Annotated in this window: 18 protein-coding genes; 10 read left to right on the top strand and 8 right to left on the bottom strand. The window is 70.4% G+C overall.

All coding sequences use genetic code 11. The features are described 5' to 3' along the window. Positions 1-207, bottom strand: a complete 207-nt coding sequence (locus ACIA5D_RS32140) for a hypothetical protein (RefSeq protein WP_396034105.1) — start codon at positions 205-207, stop codon at positions 1-3. 443 nt (positions 208-650) lie between these two features. Between ACIA5D_RS32140 and ACIA5D_RS32135 the strand changes: the two genes are divergently transcribed. From ACIA5D_RS32135 to ACIA5D_RS32125, 3 genes are read left to right on the top strand one after another with little or no spacing between them, the layout of a single operon-like run. Next, positions 651-1,760 carry an AAA family ATPase gene (locus ACIA5D_RS32135; protein WP_396034104.1) on the top strand — a complete coding sequence of 370 codons (1,110 nt, stop codon included), beginning with the start codon at positions 651-653 and terminating at the stop codon, positions 1,758-1,760. Next, the gene (locus ACIA5D_RS32130; RefSeq protein ID WP_396034103.1) at positions 1,742-2,722 is read left to right on the top strand and encodes a DUF58 domain-containing protein; all 981 of its coding nucleotides are present in this window, start codon (positions 1,742-1,744) and stop codon (positions 2,720-2,722) included. Before ACIA5D_RS32135 ends, ACIA5D_RS32130 begins: the two co-directional genes overlap by 19 nt. Next, positions 2,719-3,669, top strand: coding sequence for a VWA domain-containing protein (locus ACIA5D_RS32125; protein WP_396034102.1), 951 nt, complete (start codon positions 2,719-2,721; stop codon positions 3,667-3,669). The genes ACIA5D_RS32130 and ACIA5D_RS32125 overlap by 4 nt, the downstream gene beginning before the upstream one ends. A 4-nt stretch (positions 3,670-3,673) precedes the next feature. On the opposite strand, the gene ACIA5D_RS32120 is transcribed toward ACIA5D_RS32125, so the two are convergent. The 4 genes from ACIA5D_RS32120 to ACIA5D_RS32105 all read right to left on the bottom strand — a co-directional run bounded on the left by ACIA5D_RS32120 (position 3,674) and on the right by ACIA5D_RS32105 (position 6,880). Next, positions 3,674-3,796: a hypothetical protein gene (locus tag ACIA5D_RS32120; protein ID WP_396034101.1), complete on the bottom strand. Its 123-nt coding sequence runs from the start codon at positions 3,794-3,796 to the stop codon at positions 3,674-3,676. A gap of 292 nt (positions 3,797-4,088) precedes the next feature. After that, complete coding sequence (locus ACIA5D_RS32115; RefSeq protein WP_396034100.1) at positions 4,089-4,991, bottom strand: alpha/beta hydrolase; 903 nt, start codon at positions 4,989-4,991, stop codon at positions 4,089-4,091. Between the two features lie 63 nt (positions 4,992-5,054). Next, on the bottom strand, positions 5,055-5,696 hold the full coding sequence (locus tag ACIA5D_RS32110; RefSeq protein ID WP_396034099.1) for a response regulator: 642 nt from the start codon (positions 5,694-5,696) through the stop codon (positions 5,055-5,057). Beyond that, complete coding sequence (locus ACIA5D_RS32105; RefSeq protein WP_396034098.1) at positions 5,693-6,880, bottom strand: sensor histidine kinase; 1,188 nt, start codon at positions 6,878-6,880, stop codon at positions 5,693-5,695. The genes ACIA5D_RS32110 and ACIA5D_RS32105 overlap by 4 nt, the downstream gene beginning before the upstream one ends. A 106-nt stretch (positions 6,881-6,986) precedes the next feature. Here ACIA5D_RS32105 and fabG point away from each other — a divergent pair, with 106 nt between their 5' ends. The 7 genes from fabG to ACIA5D_RS32070 all read left to right on the top strand — a co-directional run bounded on the left by fabG (position 6,987) and on the right by ACIA5D_RS32070 (position 13,363). After that, positions 6,987-7,691, top strand: a complete 705-nt coding sequence (fabG, locus tag ACIA5D_RS32100) for a 3-oxoacyl-ACP reductase FabG (RefSeq protein WP_396034097.1) — start codon at positions 6,987-6,989, stop codon at positions 7,689-7,691. Positions 7,692-7,718: 27 nt separating this feature from the next. Beyond that, a complete protein-coding gene (fabI, locus tag ACIA5D_RS32095; protein WP_396034096.1) occupies positions 7,719-8,486 on the top strand; it encodes an enoyl-ACP reductase FabI in 768 nt (255 codons plus the stop codon). Between the two features lie 21 nt (positions 8,487-8,507). After that, positions 8,508-9,536, top strand: coding sequence for a ferrochelatase (locus tag ACIA5D_RS32090; protein WP_396034095.1), 1,029 nt, complete (start codon positions 8,508-8,510; stop codon positions 9,534-9,536). Then, a complete protein-coding gene (locus ACIA5D_RS32085) occupies positions 9,533-10,312 on the top strand; it encodes an HAD-IIA family hydrolase (RefSeq protein ID WP_396034094.1) in 780 nt (259 codons plus the stop codon). Before ACIA5D_RS32090 ends, ACIA5D_RS32085 begins: the two co-directional genes overlap by 4 nt. Positions 10,313-10,317: 5 nt before the next feature. Continuing rightward, positions 10,318-10,749 carry a pyridoxamine 5'-phosphate oxidase family protein gene (locus ACIA5D_RS32080; RefSeq protein ID WP_396034093.1) on the top strand — a complete coding sequence of 144 codons (432 nt, stop codon included), beginning with the start codon at positions 10,318-10,320 and terminating at the stop codon, positions 10,747-10,749. Positions 10,750-10,772: 23 nt separating this feature from the next. Continuing rightward, positions 10,773-11,264, top strand: coding sequence for an SUKH-4 family immunity protein (locus tag ACIA5D_RS32075; RefSeq protein WP_396034092.1), 492 nt, complete (start codon positions 10,773-10,775; stop codon positions 11,262-11,264). A gap of 176 nt (positions 11,265-11,440) precedes the next feature. Next, positions 11,441-13,363, top strand: coding sequence for a nucleic acid/nucleotide deaminase domain-containing protein (locus ACIA5D_RS32070; RefSeq protein ID WP_396034091.1), 1,923 nt, complete (start codon positions 11,441-11,443; stop codon positions 13,361-13,363). A 58-nt stretch (positions 13,364-13,421) separates the two neighbouring features. On the opposite strand, the gene ACIA5D_RS32065 is transcribed toward ACIA5D_RS32070, so the two are convergent. From ACIA5D_RS32065 to ACIA5D_RS32055, 3 genes are read right to left on the bottom strand one after another with little or no spacing between them, the layout of a single operon-like run. After that, the gene (locus ACIA5D_RS32065; protein ID WP_396034090.1) at positions 13,422-15,119 is read right to left on the bottom strand and encodes a glycerol-3-phosphate dehydrogenase/oxidase; all 1,698 of its coding nucleotides are present in this window, start codon (positions 15,117-15,119) and stop codon (positions 13,422-13,424) included. A 2-nt stretch (positions 15,120-15,121) separates the two neighbouring features. Continuing rightward, on the bottom strand, positions 15,122-16,639 hold the full coding sequence (glpK, locus tag ACIA5D_RS32060; RefSeq protein ID WP_396034089.1) for a glycerol kinase GlpK: 1,518 nt from the start codon (positions 16,637-16,639) through the stop codon (positions 15,122-15,124). Further along, positions 16,632-17,477 carry an MIP/aquaporin family protein gene (locus ACIA5D_RS32055; RefSeq protein ID WP_396034088.1) on the bottom strand — a complete coding sequence of 282 codons (846 nt, stop codon included), beginning with the start codon at positions 17,475-17,477 and terminating at the stop codon, positions 16,632-16,634. Before ACIA5D_RS32055 ends, glpK begins: the two co-directional genes overlap by 8 nt. Positions 17,478-17,590: the final 113 nt, after the last annotated feature.

Raw genomic sequence — 17,590 nt, 5'->3', positions numbered from 1 at the left:
CTAAGAGATCGCACCGAAGGGCGTCACTTCCCGAAGGAAACCACGCACGTCGAGAAAGCCGCCGAGAGACTCACGGTGCTCGTCGCAAGCCAGCCACGTCTTGCGATAGCCGGGCGCGTGAAGCTTCGGATTGTTCCACCGCAGCGCCCACACAGCCGCCGAACGGCACCCTTTGGCCGAGCACTGGGCTTCGAGATCCTCAACCACAGTCCCAACGATAGGTGCCCCACCCAGCCACTCCCAGCCACCGCAGCCACGCCAGCCACGCCAGCCACCGCAGCCACCGCAGCCACCGCAGCCACCGCAGCCACCGCAGCCACCGCACCGTGGGGTCCGGGGCTCGGCCCCGGAGCAGATATGCGAAAGCCCCTGGTCCGCGCATTCCGCGGACAGGGGCATCGAAGGGCTTGAGCGCCGGGCGACCACGGGGGAAGTCGCCCGGCGACGGGTCAGATGTTACACGGTTCACGGCGAAGCGCATCCTCCCGCTGTCGGTGCCAAGTTCCGCACATCGCGCCGAAAGATCGACACGACTGGACCATGGCGTGTGCCGCGGTCAGCGCGTTATGCGGGGACACCGAGCGCGCTTTCAGGTGGGTCGTGTAAGTCTTGTTCGTCATAACTGCTTTGCCGACCGCTGTGGAGGACCGGTGGCCCAGCCGCTCACGCCCGAGAACGAGCCGAGTTCCGGAGGCGCTCCGGTGCCTCCCGCCCAGGACGCGACGCAGCTCGAGCGGGCCATGTTCGAGGTCAAGCGCGTCATCGTGGGGCAGGACCGGATGGTCGAGCGGATGTTCGTGGCGCTGCTCGCGCGCGGCCACTGCCTGCTAGAAGGCGTCCCGGGGGTGGCGAAGACGCTCGCGGTCGAGACCATCGCCAAGGTCGTCGGCGGCACGTTCTCCCGCATCCAGTTCACGCCCGACCTCGTCCCGGCCGACATCGTCGGCACCCGCATCTACCGGCAGACGTCCGAGAAGTTCGACGTCGAGCTCGGCCCGGTGTTCGTGAACTTCCTGCTCGCCGACGAGATCAACCGTGCGCCGGCGAAGGTTCAGTCGGCGCTGCTCGAGGTCATGGCCGAGCATCAGGTGTCGATCGGCGGCCAGACCCACGAGGTGCCCGACCCGTTCCTGGTCATGGCCACCCAGAACCCGATCGAGCAGGAGGGCGTCTACCCTCTGCCCGAGGCCCAGCGCGACCGCTTCCTCATGAAGATCCTGGTCGGCTATCCGACCGACTCCGAGGAGCGCGAGATCGTCTACCGCATGGGGGTGAGCCCCCCGGAGCCCAAGCAGGTCTTCGCCCCGGAAGATCTGCTCGGCCTCCAGCGCCGCGCCGACCAGGTTTTCGTGCACAACGCCCTGGTCGATTACACCGTCCGGCTGGTGCTGGCCACCCGCGCTCCCGCGCAGCACGGCATGCCCGATGTCGCCCAGCTCATCCAGTACGGCGCGAGCCCGCGCGCCTCGCTCGGCATCGTCCGGGCCACCCGCGCGCTGGCGCTGCTCCGCGGCCGCGACTACGCGCTGCCGCAGGACCTCACCGACATCGCGCCCGACATCCTGCGGCACCGCCTGGTGCTGTCCTACGACGCGCTGGCCGACGACATCCCGGCCGACCACATCGTCGCCCGCATCATGCAGAGCGTCCCGATGCCGTCGGTGGCGTCCCGCCAGGGCACCTCGCCCAACGGCAACCAGCCGGCGTCGGTCGGCGTGGGCGGCCCGCAGACAGGTCACGCATGGCCGGCCCAGCACTAGAACAGCCGCCCTTGGAGGGAGCGGCCCGGGCCGAGGCGGTGCTCGGCCGGCTGCAGCTGCTGGTCACCCGCAAGCTCGACGGGTTGCTCCAGGGCGATTACGTGGGCCTGCTGCCCGGTCCGGGCACCGAGGCCGGCGAGTCCCGGGAATATCGCCCCGGCGACGACGTGCGGCGCATGGACTGGCCGGTCACGGCCCGCACCACGCTTCCGCACGTGCGGCAGACGGTCGCCGACCGCGAGCTGGAGACCTGGCTGGCGGTCGACCTGTCGGCCAGCCTCGACTTCGGCACGGCCCAGTGGCTCAAACGTGACCTGGTGATCGCCGCCGCGACCGCGATGGCCCATCTGACCGTGCGCGGGGGCAACCGCATCGGCGCGGTGGTGGGCACCGGCCCCGGCGTACCGAAGAAGGGCTTTCGCAAGACCGCCCAGCCCGACCACCCGCCGGTCGTCCGCCTGCCGGCCCGGCCGGGCCGCAAGGAGGCGCAGGGCCTGCTCCGGTCGATCGCCCGCACGCAGGTGCGGCCCGGCCGCGCTGACCTGGGCGAGCTGATCGACATGCTGAACCGGCCGCCCCGCCGTCGCGGCTTGGCCTGCGTCATCTCCGACTTCCTCGCGCCGGTCGAGGGCTGGGAGCGCCCGCTCCGCAAGCTCCGCGTGCGGCACGACGTGCTCGCGATCGAGGTCGTCGACCCGCGCGAGCTGGAGCTTCCGGACGTGGGCGTGCTCGCCCTCGCCGACCCCGAGACCGGGGAGCTGCACGAGGTGCAGACCTCCGACTCCAAGCTGCGCAGCCGCTACGCGGAGGCGGCGGCCGAGCAGCGCGGCGCCATCGCCCGCGGCCTGCGCGCGGCCGGCGCCGCCCACCTGCGCCTGCGCACCGACACCGACTGGCTGCTGGACATGGTCCGATTCGTGGCCGCCCAGCGACACGCACGCACCCGGGGGACCACGCGATGATCCGTTTCCTGGAACCGTGGTGGCTGCTCGCGCTGCTGCCCGTCCTCGCGATGGCCGGCGTCTACGTCTGGCGGCAGTTCCGCCGCAAGACGTACGCGATGCGCTTCACCAACGTCAACCTGTTGCGCGCGATCGCGCCCAAGGGCCTGGGCTGGCGCCGGCACGTCTCGGCGACCGCGTTCCTGCTCAGCCTGTTCATCCTGGGCGCCGCGCTGGCCCGGCCGTCGGTCGACAAGCAGGAACCGCTCGAGCGGGCCACCGTCATGCTGGCGATCGACGTGTCGCTGTCGATGGAGGCCGACGACGTGGAGCCGACCCGGATCGAGGCCGCGCAGGAGGCGGCGAAGGCGTTCGTCAACGAGCTGCCGCCGTCGTACAACCTGGGCCTGGTGTCGTTCGCGAAGTCGGCGAACGTGCTGGTCTCGCCGACCAAGGACCGCTCGGCCGTGATCTCGGGCATCGACGGGCTGACGCTGGCCGAGGCGACGGCGACCGGCGAGGCGGTGTTCACCTCGCTGGACGCCATTCGCACGGTGCCGGCCGACGGCGCGGACGGCGCCCCGCCGGCCCGGATCGTGCTGCTCTCCGACGGATATCGGACATCGGGTCGGTCGATCGAGGACGCCGCGAGCGCGGCCGCGAGCGCCAATGTGCCGGTGTCGACGATCGCGTTCGGCACCGACACGGGCGTGGTCGACATTCGCGGCAACCTTCAGCGGGTGCCGGTCGACAGGTTGTCGTTGCAGCAGCTGGCCGAGCAGACGAAGGGCTTCTTCTACGAGGCGGCGTCGGTCGGCGAGCTCAAGAAGGTGTACGAGGACATGGGCAGCTCGATCGGCCATCGGGTCGAGCCGCGCGAGGTGACGCAGTGGTACGCCGGGGCGGCGCTGTTGTTCGGCCTGGTGGCGGCGGCACTGAGTCTCGTGTGGACGTCCCGCCTCCCATAATGGGTCACGGGTTGCCGTGCACCAGGACGAACAGGACGATCACCCAGGCGGCGGCGATGGTGAAGCTCAGGGGCGCGACGAAGTTCTTCACGGCAGACTCCGCTCTTGTGAACTGGCGTGGGGGCAAGCGCTCAGGTCACGTCGCGGCCGGCGCCTGCGCATCCCGTTGTCGCGGCGCACACGACGAGAGCCGGCCACGCCGAAGCGTCGGCGGACCGGGGATGCGAGGCGGGAAAGACGTCAGCGGTCAGGCGCGCTGACGCGAGGCCCGGCCACGACTAGGAGGATCGCTATCTCGCACAGCGATCACCTCCCAGAATAGGGGGCCGACATCACGTCGGCGGCCGGGCCGTCAGTACTCGGATTTCCTTGTCCGACAAGGTTTTCGAGCCGTGCGAACTGTACCCCTTAAAGGCAACTTAAGAAACGTGGGTGGCCCCCGCGTGGCGAGGACCACCCGACAGGACGATGTCGGTGACCGCCCGGAGGGTGGCGCTGCCCTCGACCAGGTAGTAGTCGTGCCCGGCGACCCCGCCGGTCGGCAGCTCGGTGGCGCCGAACGCGGGGGAGGACGGCCGGCGGCCGAGCCCGAGGCCGAGCACCCGCACCTGCGGGATCCGGCGGATCCAGTCCTGCGGGGCGAGCGCCGACCAGACGTGGGCGCCACCGAGGTCGGCGGCGTGGGCAGCGCCGATCCCGGGCGCGCCGAGGGTGATCACGTCGCGCACCTCGGGCAGGTCACGGGCGGCGAGCCCGACCACGATCGAGCCGTAGCTGTGCCCGATCAGCGTGACGGCCGCGCCGGGCCGCTGCCGCAGCACGTCCCGCACGAAGGTGACCAGGTGCTTGGCGCCGGCCTGGGCCCGGCCCTCGGTGGCGGCGGCCAGCCCGAGGCCCTCGGGCGGGTCGTAGCCGAGCCAGGAGATCACCGCGACGTCCCGGTCGCGCTTGCTGAGCTGCTGGTAGAGGGTGCGGCCCTGCACGCCCGGGGCGCGGCGGGCGACGCCGCCGAGGCCGCGGTCGTAGTCGGCCAGCGTGCTGTCGACGCCGGGCACCAGGATCGCGATCCGCGACGCGCGGTTGAGATCGCCGAACACCTCGGCGGTCTTCCCATCGCCGTGCGGGTCGAAGAACAGGAAGTGCCGGCCCTGCGCGGCCCACGTCGCGTACGGGCAGCCGCTCGCCAGCATGCGTACGGCGGTCTCGCGGTACGCCTCGGTGAACGCCGGGAGGTGGGTCTCCGCGGCCACGTGGGAGACCACCGGAGCGACCGGGATCGGCATCAGCAGGGTCAGGGCGAGCAGACCAGGGAGGATTCGCATGGGCCGTACGCTCCGGCCGCGAAACCCCCGGGATCGTCACTCCACAGAGCGCAATCCGAACCCCTACCCCGGAACTACGAGGCCAGTCTCGTACGCGAAAACCACCGCCTGCGCCCGGTCGCGCAGGTCGAATTTCGTCAGGATCCGGCCGACATGGCTCTTGACCGTCTGCTCGGCCACCACGAGCTCGTCGGCGATCTCCTGATTGGACATGCCGCGCGCGATCAGCCGCAGCACGTCGGTCTCTCGCGGGGTCAGCGCGTTCAGCGCCGCCGGCCTCGGCCGGGCGCCCTTGCGGGCCGCGAACTCGGCGATGAGCCGCCGGGTCACCGAGGGCGCGAGCAGCGCGTCGCCGGCCGCCACCACGCGCACCGCGTTGATCAGGTCGGCGGAGGGCGCGTCCTTGAGCAGGAAGCCGCTGGCGCCGGCGCGCAGCGCCTCGTACACGTAGTCGTCGAGGTCGAACGTGGTGAGGATGAGGATCTTGGGGCCGCCGGCGAGCCGCCGGGTCGCCTCGATGCCGTCCAGCACCGGCATCCGGATGTCCATGAGCACGACGTCCGGGTCGAGCGCGCGCGACCTGGCCACCGCGGTCTCGCCGTCGGGCGCGTCGCCGACGACGAGCATGTCGGGCTGGGCCGCCAGCAGCGCGCCGAAGCCCTCGCGGACCATCGCCTGATCGTCCGCGATCAGGATCTTGATCATTCGTCAACCTTCCCGAACGGCAGCCTCGCCCGCACTACGAAGTCGAACTGTTCGGGCTCGGCGGTCAGCTCCCCGCCGAGCAGCGCCGCCCGCTCGCGCATCCCGATCAGACCATGCCCGCCGCCCGGCGTCGAAGACCCGGTGCGCTTGTTGCGCACGGTGAGCTCCAGACGATCGTCAAGGGCGCGAGCGTCGACGGTCACCGGGCCGCCGGGCGCGTGGCGCGCCGCGTTGGCGAGGGCTTCCTGCATGATCCGGTACGCGGCCAGGCCGACCGTCTCGGGCACGGCCGTCAGCCCGTCGGCGGCGAGTGTGACGTCGACTCCGGCGGCGCGGGTGGTCGCGACCAGGTCGTCGAGGTCGGCCAGGCCCGGCTGCGGCCCGGTGGGCGCCTCGCCGTCCTCGGCGCGCAGCGCCCCCAGCAGCCGGCGCATGTCGGTAAGCGCCGCCCGGGCCGCCTGCGCGATGGTGGCCAGCTCGTTCCGGGCGCTCTCGGGCAGGTCGGTGACGCGGTAGGGCGCGGTCTCGGCGCGTACCGCGATCATCGACATGTGGTGGGCCACCACGTCGTGCATCTCGCGGGCGATCCGGGCCCGTTCCTCGAGCACCGAGCGCCGGGCCCGCTCGAGGTGGGTGAGCTCCTCCTGCTCGGCGACCAGCTCGCGGGTGTGCCGCCGCCGGTACACGATGTTGCCGAGCGCCGCGATCGCCACCAGCAGCACCGCGGCGCCCCAGGCGTTCGCGTCCTTGGCGTACAGGAAGACCGGGACCAGGCTGAACGTGGTCGCCCAGACCGTGACGGCGGAATCCTGGGTGACCGCGAGCCGGCCCAGCACGAGCAGGACGACGAGGATCTGGACCGTGTTCCACGGCCAGGACTCCTTGGGGTCGGCGTTGATCACACCGAGGAACATGAACGGGTACGCGATTCGCCAGGCCAGCACCGGCCAGCGCGGGCAGACGGCCACCGGGAGCACCGTGCCGGCCCCGATGATCCCGATCACGATCTGGGGCAGGACCCGGTTGTCCTCGATGTATTCGGCCGCCACGAAGCCGAGCCCGATCAGCGCGAGCAGGCCCAGCGGCGCCACGTACACCCAGAAACGACGCCTCGGCGCGGGCCGTGGCACCTCCCGCTGCCAGAGCAGCCGGCGCAGCGGCCCGGTAGCGTTGCGCCTCGTCACCGGGCGGATAATCTCCACCCGGGCAGGTTACGGCGGTGTTGCCGTGCCGTCGTGACCCCGTGGTGCCAATCGGCACCCCCTACCTGGGTATGAGGAGCGTTCCGTCGTGGCTCGCACGGTATTGGTGACCGGAGGAAACCGGGGGATCGGCCTGGCCATCGCCCAGACGTTCGCGAAAAACGGCGACCGGGTCGCGGTGACGCACCGCGGCACCGGCGCGCCCGAGGGGCTGTACGGCGTGCAGTGCGACATCACCGACTCCGCCGCCGTCGACGCCGCCTTCACCCAGATCGAGAAGGAGCTGGGCCCGGTCGAGGTGCTGGTGGCGAATGCCGGCATCACCGACGACACGCTGCTGCTGCGGATGAGCGACGAGCAGTTCGAGCGGGTCGTCGACACGAACCTCAAGGGCTCGTTCCGGGTCGCGAAGCGGGCCAGCTCCAAGATGCTGCGCGCCAAGTGGGGCCGCATGATCTTCATCTCGTCGGTGGTCGGCCTGTACGGCGGACCCGGTCAGGTGAACTACGCCGCGAGCAAGGCCGGCCTGGTCGGCATGGCCCGCAGCATTACTCGTGAGCTGGGCAGCCGCAACATCACGGCGAACGTGGTGGCGCCCGGGTTCATCGACACGGAGATGACCGCGGTCTTGTCCGACGATCGCCGAGCGGAGATCATCAAGGCCGTCCCGGCGGGCCGTCTGGCCACGACGGACGAGGTGGCGGCCGCGGTGACGTTCCTCGCCTCGGACGCCGCCGCCTACATCAACGGCGCGGTGATCCCGGTCGACGGCGGACTCGGCATGGGTCACTGACTTTTTGTGAAATAGGAGCGTAAATCCGTGTCTGGATTACTCGACGGGAAGCAGCTGCTCGTCACTGGCGTCATCACCGACGCATCCATCGCGTTCTCGGTGGCCAAGGTGGCCCAGGAGAGCGGCGCCGAGGTCGTACTGACCGGCTTCGGCCGGATGTCCCTGGTCGAGCGGATCGCCAAGCGCCTGCCCAAGCCGGCCCCGGTGATCGAGCTCGACGTCACCGACGACGAGCAGCTCGCCGAGCTGCCCGACCAGGTGCGCAAGCACGTCGACGGCCTCGACGGCGTCGTGCACTCGATCGCGTTCGGCCCGCAGAGCGTGCTGGGCGGCGAGTTCCTCAACGCCGGCTGGGAGGACGTGTCCAAGGCGCTGCAGGTCTCGACGTTCTCGTACAAGTCGCTCGCCACCGCCTGCCTGCCGCTCATGCCGAACGGCGGCAGCATCGTGGGTCTGACCTTCGACGCGACCCTGGCCTGGCCGGTCTACGACTGGATGGGCGTGGCCAAGGCCGGCCTCGAGTCCGCCTCCCGCTACCTGGCGCTGCACCTCGGCCCGCAGGGCATCCGCAGCAACCTGGTCTCGGCCGGCCCGCTACGCACGATGGCGGCCAAGTCGATTCCCGGCTTCGAGAAGTTCGAGGAGGCCTGGGTCGAGCGCTCCCCGCTCGGCTGGGACCTCGACGACGCCGAGCCCGCCGCCCGCGCGGTCTGCGCCCTGCTCTCCGACTGGTTCCCGGCCACGTCGGGTGAGGTGGTCCACGTCGACGGGGGCTTCCACGCGGTCGGCACCTGACCCGGTGGGAAGATAGGCGTCGTGGTCTACGACGCCTTCGTCCTGCTGTCCTTCGGCGGTCCCGAGAAGCCTGACGACGTGATGCCGTTCCTGCGCAACGTGGTGCGCGGGCGCGGCGTCCCCGACGAGCGGCTCGCCGTGGTCGCCGAGCACTACATGCATTTCGGGGGTGTGTCGCCGATCAACCAGCAGTGCCGCGACCTGCTGGCCGCGGTCGGTGCCGACTTCGCGGCCAATGGCATCGACCTGCCGACGTACTGGGGCAATCGGAACTGGTATCCGATGCTGGAGGACACCGTGGCGCAGATGCGCGACGACGGCGTCACCCATGCGCTCGGCTTCGCCACCAGCGCGTACGGCGGGTATTCGTCCTGTAAGCAGTACTGGGAGGACATCGCGCGGGCCCGCGCCAAGGTCGGCCCCGGCGCGCCGATGATCTCCAAGCTGCGCCAGTTCCACGACCACCCCGGATTCGTCGGGCCGCACGTGTCGGCCGTACGCGATGCCTTGGAAACCCTCGATCCCCGCCGGCGGCGAACGACGCGGCTGGTCTTCACCGCGCATTCGATCCCGGTCTCGATGGCCGACGCGGCCGGCCCGGAGGGTGGCCGCTACACCGCGCAGCTCAGCGAGACCGCCGGCCTGGTCGGCGCCGAGGCCGCCGACGACCTGCCGTGGGACCTGGTCTGGCAGAGCCGCTCCGGGCCGCCGCAGGTGCCGTGGCTCGAGCCCGACATCAACGACCACCTCGCGATGCTGGCCGAGAAGGGCGTCACCGAAGTGGTGGTCAGCCCGATCGGCTTCGTCTCCGACCACCTCGAGGTGATCTGGGACCTCGACAACGAGGCCGCCGAGACGGCGAAGCGGCTCGGACTCCGCTACGCCCGCGCGGCCACCCCCGGCACCGACCAGCGCTTCGTCACCATGATCCGCGAGCTGGTGCGGGAGCGCACCGCCGGGCAGCCCCGAAGGCGACTCGGTACGCTCCCGGTCTGGGACGACTGCCCGGGCGGCTGCTGCCCCACACCCCAGCGACGAGGAGCGTCATGACCGAGCGCAAGGCCATCGAGAGCTGGCTCACCGACATGGACGGGGTCCTCGTCCACGAGGGCGAGCCGGTCCCCGGCGCGCCCGAGTTCGTCAACCGGATGAAGGTGTCCGGCAAGCCCTTCCTCATCCTCACCAACAACTCCATCTACACGCCGCGCGACCTGCAGGCCCGCCTCAACCGGATGGGCTTCGACGTGCCGGAGCAGTCGATCTGGACGGCCGCGCTGGCGACCGCGCAGTTCCTCGCCGACCAGCGGCCGGGCGGCACCGCGTACGTGATCGGCGAGGCCGGGTTGACGACGGCCATGCATGCGGCGGGCTACGTGCTGACCGAGTTCGACCCCGACTACGTGGTGCTCGGCGAGACCCGCACCTACAGCTTCGAGCAGATCACCAAGGCGATCCGCCTGATCGGCGGCGGCGCCCGCTTCATCTGCACCAACCCCGACGCGACCGGCCCGTCCAACGAGGGCGCCCTGCCCGCCGCCGGCTCGGTGGCCGCGATGATCTCCAAGGCCACCGGCGTGGAGCCGTACTTCGTGGGCAAGCCCAACCCGATGATGATGCGCTCGGCCCTGAACACCATCAAGGGCCACAGCGAGAGCACGGCGATGATCGGCGACCGGATGGACACCGACGTCCTGTGCGGGCTCGAGGCCGGGCTCGAGACCATCCTGGTGCTGACCGGCATCAGCACGCGCGCGGAGGCGGAGAAGTACCCGTTCCGCCCGTCCCGCATCGTCGACTCGGTGGCCGACCTGATCGCCGAGATCTAGATCCGATGACGGCATGGCGGGAAGTCGAGGAGGCCGTACCGGAGTTCGCCTCGCGGGTACGGGCGCTGTTCGAGGCGCACCGGCACAAGACGATGGCGACGCTGCGGGCCGACGGCGCGCCACGGATCTCCGGGATCGAGGCGGCCTTCGTGGAGGGCGAGCTGACCTTCGGCTCGATGCCGGCCTCGCGCAAGGGCGCCGACCTCGCGCGCGACGCTCGGTTCGCCCTGCACAGCGCCACCGTCGACCCCGTCGAGGGTGAGGAGGCGAAATGGCCCGGCGAGGCGAAGATCGCCGGAACCGCCGTGCCGGACGGCGACGCCTTCCGGACCGACATCGTCGAGGTGGTGCACACCCACCTCGACGAGAAGGCCACGGTGCTGGTCGTCGAGTGGTGGACACCGGCCCACGGGTTGCGGAGAGCCGAACGCGACTGACGGTCGCCCCTAGGATGGCCGGCATGTCTGCGCCTGTCGAAGAAGTGCCGGGGTGGGAGTCGCTGCCGGCCGAGTCGCGCGAGCGTTTTCTCGCTGCCGCGTTGCCCGTCGCCATGTTGAAGCAGGAGGAGAGCGTCAACTTCGCGCTCGGCCCCGAACTGGCCGAGGCGGAGGTGCCGGGGATCGGGCGCGTGCTGCGGTTCGGGTACGGCACGGGGCTCTTCGCGGGTGAGTTCTGTCTCGATTCGGCCGCAGGAGAGGTTCACCTGGCGCGGCCGGACGGGCTGCCGCCGAACTTCGTGAACTCGAGCATCGAGCAGTTCGGCCGGTCGGTGCGGCTGGTGCTCGAGCACGAACGGGATCTCACCCACGGCGACCCCGAGACCTGCGCGGACGCGGCCCAGGAGGTACGGGCGGGGATTGCGGGGATCGATCCGCCCGCGGACCGGACCGACACGTACTGGGACGCTCTGTACTACGAGCTCGCCGAGGGCACCTATTCGGACTTTGAATGAAATATCCGAAATGTCGTACGGGATCATCCGGAGGAAATTGACCATCTAGGATCCGTCGAGTCCGCGTGACATTGATGATCACGCATGAAGAGGCTTCGGTGAACGGGCCTCCAAACCGATACTCCGCGCGCCATGGGGGCTACTTCGCGGCGCGGGTAGAAGGGACGACGGAATCGATGGAAAGAACCACCAGGACCGCCATCTGGGGGCGCCTGGCGGCGGTCCTGCTGCTGCTCTGGTCGCTGGTCGGCGGGCTGCCCGCCGACCCGGCATTCGCCGGCCGGGCCGTCGCCGCATTGTCGGCGGTGGATCCGGGCTGCCCGCCGGTCACGGCCGACGGCCAGGTCGTCTACGGCTGCAACGAGCTGAGCCGCAATCTGCAGAAAGCGCGCCTGTGGCTGCAACAGAACAAGCCACCGGGCACCACCGACAAGCTGTTCAAGAACGCCGGCGCGTCGAACTACGCGATCGCGAAGCTGCGGGACGGCACGTACATCATCGGGTACAGCGACAGCCTCGCGCACTCCGAGGAGAGGCTCCTCGACCAGATGAACGGCAAGACCCAGCGCGTCGTGTTCGACCCGGCCACCGGCCGCGTGTCGTACCAGGCGCCGCGGGGTTCGCCGATCGTCGAGGGGTTCTCCGAGCTGGAGCCGTGCGCCAACAAGTGTGACCCGAAGCTGCGCACCGCCGGGGTCCGCAGCAAGTTCACCTACTCGTGGCAGTGGAACGGCCGGCCGGGCGACGACGCGGACGAGATCAAGGCGATCCGAGACCGGGCCAACAACACGAAGACCGGCTACAAGGCGCTGGCCCTCAAGCAACTCAAGGTCAACGGGGCGCCGGGGCGGATCAACATCCCGGAGAACACCCAGAGCGGCATCGGCCAGTCGGCACAACGGATCACCGGCCCCGGGCGACCGGGCGGCATCGACTTCTCCTCGGTGCAGCTGAGATACGTGTCGGACGGGGCGACCGGCAACACCTACTCGTTCAAGGCGCCGACGACGCCCGGCAAGCCGTCCACCGACGGCACGGGTGCGATCTACGACGCGTACACGGCAATGAATGTCTGGATGACCGTCCAGCCGTCGAAGTTCTGGGTGAACCTGAACCCGGACGAGCCGGACCGGGTCATCGACGCGGACCTGGCGCAGACCGACGTCGGCCGCATCCTGCTGGAGTCGGACCTCACGCTCAAGGAGTCGGGCACCAAGCTGCTCGACCCCAACCAGCCGGTGGGCAAGGAGTTCTGGGCCCGGATGGAGGCCGCCGGCCTCGAGAAGTTCTGCAAGCGGGACTGGATCGTCCCCAAGCAGGCCACGGTTCGTGAGTCGGGATCGGAGCTCTACATCCTGGACGCGCCGCTCGAGGTGAAGACCGAGGGCGCCGACTTCCAGATGCCCGGCAGCGACTTCACCTGCCCGGGCGACTCCAAGGCGGCCACCGAGATCTACCGCGCGGTGATCGTGCCCGAGTTGACCCGGCTGGTGAACGAGTCGCCGGATTACGTCGACCTGCGCCGCGTCTACATCAGCCGGGTCGCGGCCGAGTGGTATCGGCAGCGGCTGGCGAAGAACGGCAGGGCCGAGGAGTTCGGGATCGACAGCAACAACGTCGACACGCTCGAGGCGATCGACCCGTGGAACCCGAAGGACATCTACGACAAGTACCTGAAGGAGCTGAACAGCGTCGTCTACACGACGCCGGACGGGTTCGTGGTCACCGCCGGCGGCGTGGACTTCACCCAGCCGGTGAAGGTGAAGCCGGTGAACGACACCGACTTCAAGCAGCAGTACCCGGCCCTGCCGGCGACCGTCCAGAAGTCGCTCACCGAGGTGGCCCGGACGACCGATGAGAAGGACGCGTTCAACGGCGGCGCCGACCAGGTGCCGGCCATCACGAAGCCGCCGACCGCCGACCCGTCCCCGACCGGAACCGCGGGCGGGCAGAACGGGAACAACGGCGGCCAGGGTGGCGGCCTGCCGATCACCGGCGCCCCGGTCTTCGCGATCGCCGCGATCGGCGTCGCGCTGATCCTGTTCGGCCTGCTAGCCGTGTGGCGCACCCGCCGGGTGCGCTGGGTGGCGAAGCGCTGATGGTCCGGAAGGCCGGCGGCTTTCGGCCGCCGGCCTTCCGGCGCGGGCCGGCGGGAGATCAGCGACCGCTGATCGGGACCACGTCGGGGGCGCCCAGGCGAGCGGCGTCGGCGGTCTCGTCGTCGGGCTGGTCCTGGGAGCGGCGTTCGGCCTCGACCCGCAGCCGGTAGTTCTCCACCTCGCGAGCCGTCTGCTCGTCGGTCCAGCCCAGCACGCCGGCCACCAGCGCCGCGGCCACGGGCGCGGCGGCCACGCCCCGGTCGAAAGTCTCGATCGAGACGCGGGTACGGCGGGTGAGCAGGTCTTCCAGATGGCGGGCGCCCTCGTGGCTGGCCGCGTAGGTCATCTCGGCGCGCAGATAGTCTTCGGCGCCCTCGAGCGGGCCGGCCAGCGTCGGGTCGGCCGCGATCAGGTCGAGGACCTCGGTGACCAGCGTGCCGTACCGGCCGAGCAGGTGCTCGACGCGGGCCACGTGCAGGCCGGACTCGGCGGCCAGCAGCCGGCGGCGGTTCCACAGGGCGGCGAAGCCGTCGGCCCCCACCAGCGGCACGACCTGGGTGCACGACGGCGGGACCGAGCGGCCCAGGCCGTGCACGCAGGCGTCGACGGCGTCGCGGGCCATCACCCGGTACGTCGTGTACTTGCCGCCCGCGACCACCACCAGGCCGGGCACGGGGCTGCCGACGGTGTGCTCGCGCGACAGCTGCGACGTGGACTCCGACTCGCCGGAGAGCAGCGGCCGCAGCCCGGCGTAGACGCCCTGCACGTCCTCACGCGAAAGCGGCCGGGCCAGCACCGCGTTGACGTGCTCGAGCAGGTAGTCGATGTCGGTGCTGGACGCGGCGGGGTGCGCCTTGTCGAGCGACCATTCGGTGTCGGTGGTGCCGATGATCCAGTGCCGGCCCCACGGGATCACGAAGAGCACGCTCTTCTCGGTGCGCAGGATGATCCCGGTCTTCGACTGGATGCGGTCCCGGGGCACCACCAGGTGGATGCCCTTGGAGGCGCGGACGTGGAACTGGCCGCGCTCGCCGACCAGGGCCTGGGTGTCGTCGGTCCACACCCCGGTCGCGTTGATCACCTGCTGGGCGCGGACCTCGAAGGTGCGGTCGTGCTCGAGGTCCTGCACGCGTACGCCGGTGACCCGCTCGCCCTCCCGCAGGAAGCCGACCACCTTGGCGCGGGACGCCACGTGGGCGCCGTACGCCGCCGCGGTGCGCGCCAGGAACATGGTGTGCCGCGCGTCGTCGACCTGTGCGTCGTAGTACTGCAGCGCGCCGACCAGCGCGTCCTTCTTCAGCGCCGGGCACTCGCGCAGCGCGCCCCGCAGGGTCAGGTTGCGGTGATGGGGGAGGCCGCCGTTCATCGCCATGGTGTCGTAGAGCGTGACCCCGGTGCCCGCGTAGACCCGCTCCCAGGCGCGGTGCTGCAGCGGATAGAGGAAGCGCACCGGGCGCACCAGGTGCGGCGCGAGCCGGGTCAGGAGCAGACCCCGCTCGCGCAGCGCCTCGCGGACCAGCGCGAAGTCGAGCATCTCGAGGTAGCGCAGGCCGCCGTGGATGAGCTTGCTGGATCGGCTCGACGTGCCCGAGGCGAAGTCGCGCGCTTCGACCAGGCCGGTGGACAGGCCGCGGGTGGTGGCGTCGAGGGCGCAGCCTGCGCCCACCACGCCGCCGCCCACGACCAGGACGTCGAGTTCGGCGCCGGCCAGCGCGGCCAGCGCCGAGTCCCGATACTCCGGTGACAGAGCCGTCATGATCAATCCACGTCCACCCAGTCGAGAGTGCGCTGCACCGCCTTCTTCCACCGTGCATACCCTTCGGTGCGCTGTTCATCCGTCCACGACGGCTGCCAGCGCTGCGACTCGTTCCAGTTGTCGCGCAGCTCGTCGGTCGACTTCCAGAAGCCGACCGCGAGACCGGCGGCGTAGGCGGCGCCCAGCGCGGTCGTCTCGGCCACCACCGGGCGGCTGACCGGGACGCCGAGCACGTCCGCCTGGATCTGCATGCAGAGGTTGTTGGCCGTGATGCCGCCGTCGACCTTGAGCACGTCGAGGGTCACGCCCGAGTCCTGTGCCATCGCATCGACCACGTCGCGGCTCTGGTAGCAGATCGACTCGAGGGTGGCCCGGGCGATGTGCGCGTCGGTGTTGAAGCGGGACAGGCCGACGATCGCGCCGCGGGCGTCGGAGCGCCAGTACGGCGCGAACAGGCCGGAGAACGCGGGCACGAAGCACACGCCGCCGCTGTCGGGCACGGTCGAGGCGAGGGTCTCGCTGTCGGCCGCCGAGTTGATCACGTGGAGCTGGTCGCGCAGCCATTGCACGGCCGAGCCGGTCACCGCGATCGAGCCCTCCAGGGCGTAGATCGGCGCCGCGTCGCCGAACTTGTAGCAGACCGTCGTGAGCAGGCCGTTCTCCGACCGTACGAGCTCGGTGCCGGTGTTGAGCAGCATGAAGTTGCCGGTGCCGTAGGTGTTCTTGGCCTCGCCGGGGGAGAAGCAGACCTGGCCGACGGTCGCCGCCTGCTGGTCGCCGAGGTCACCGGTGAGGGCGACCTCCCCGCCCAGCGTCCCGGGCCAGCGCGCGACGCCGTACGTGTTCGGGTCGGACGAAGGCCGGATCTCGGGGAGCATCGAGCGCGGGATGCCGAAGAACCCGAGCAGCTCGTCGTCCCACTGGAGGGTCTCGAGGTTCATCAGCATCGTGCGGCTGGCGTTGGTGACGTCGGTGACGTGGTTGCCGCCGTCGACGCCGCCGGTCATGTTCCACAGCAGCCAGCTGTCGGTGTTGCCGAAGATGGCGTCGCCGCGCTCGGCCGCCTCCCGTACGCCGTCGACGTTCTCGAGAATCCACTGGATCTTGCCACCGGAGAAGTACGTGGCCGGGGGCAGGCCGGCCTTGCGGCGGATCACGTCGCCGCGGCCGTCGCGGTCGAGGGCGGACGCGATGCGGTCGGTGCGGGTGTCCTGCCAGACGATCGCGTTGTAGTAGGGCCGCCCGCTCCGGCGATCCCAGACGACCGCGGTCTCGCGCTGGTTGGTCACGCCCAGCGCGGCCAGGTCGGTCGCCTGCAGGTTCGCGTTCTGCATGGCGGTGCGGATCACCGTGGTCGTCCGGTCGAGGATCTCGACCGGGTTGTGCTCGACCCAACCCGCCTGCGGCAGGATCTGCTCGTGCTCGAGCTGATGGCGGGCCACCTCGTTGCCTCCATGATCAAAGATCATGAAGCGGGTGCTGGTCGTGCCCTGGTCGACTGCGCCGACGAAGTCAGCCACGGTTCGCCTCCAATTTCTCTTCGCCGGGCGGCGTAGGAATCCGGCCCGGCTCTTGCGGCTCGTCCGCGGACGGCAGGAACCGCCCGATCAGGACCTGATACAGGCCGGCGCCGACCACGCCACCGATGACGGGAGCGACGATGGGTATCCAGAAATAGAGATACCCGGTCTGATCGCGGAACGCACCGCCGTAGCCGGTGAGGAAGCTGGCGAGTCGCGGACCGAAGTCACGGGCCGGGTTGATCGCGTACCCGGCGTTGGTGCCCCACGCCATGCCGATCCCGACCACGACCAGGCCGATGATGAAGGGGGCCAGGTTCGCCTGCGGCGGCGTGTTCAGCGTGTCGGTGATGGCCAGGATCAGGAACAGCAGGATGGCCGTGCCGACGATCTGGTCGAAGAACGCGGTCGAGTGCGAGACCGGCAGAACCCCGTTGCCGGGCAGGGTCGAGAACACACCCTGCGTCTTGATCGTCAGACGGGGGTCCGCCGCGTGCAGCACATCGCTGTAGATCCAGCGCACGATCAGGGCGGCGGCGAACGCACCGAGGAACTGCGCCAGGGCGTACGGGAGCACCTTGCGCCACTCGAAGCCCTTGAAGACCGCGAGCGCGACGGTGACCGCCGGGTTGAGGTGCGCGCCGCTGATCCGCGCCGCGACGTAGACGCCGAACACCACTCCCAGGCCCCACGCCCAGGCGATGCTGTCGTGGTCGCCGAAGCCGCCCGCCACGACCTGCGCGACGACGCCGACACCGAAGAGAATGAGGATCATGGTCCCGGCGAACTCGGCGGCCAATTCGCCCAGTAAGCCCGGGATCTTCAGACGTTCTGCCATGTGCCCTCCTTGCTCGATGCACCGGACGCTAGGTAGCGGGCAGGACACGGGCAATGAAGGGCGTTCGGCATTGTCGAACATCGGCCACGGTTGGCGTTCACACGCTGACATAG

This window comes from Actinoplanes sp. NPDC051513 (assembly GCF_044454685.1).
GTDB lineage: Bacteria > Actinomycetota > Actinomycetes > Mycobacteriales > Micromonosporaceae > Actinoplanes.
The sequence above is the reverse complement of the archived record's forward strand: the minus strand, read 5'-3'. Positions and strand labels throughout refer to the sequence as shown.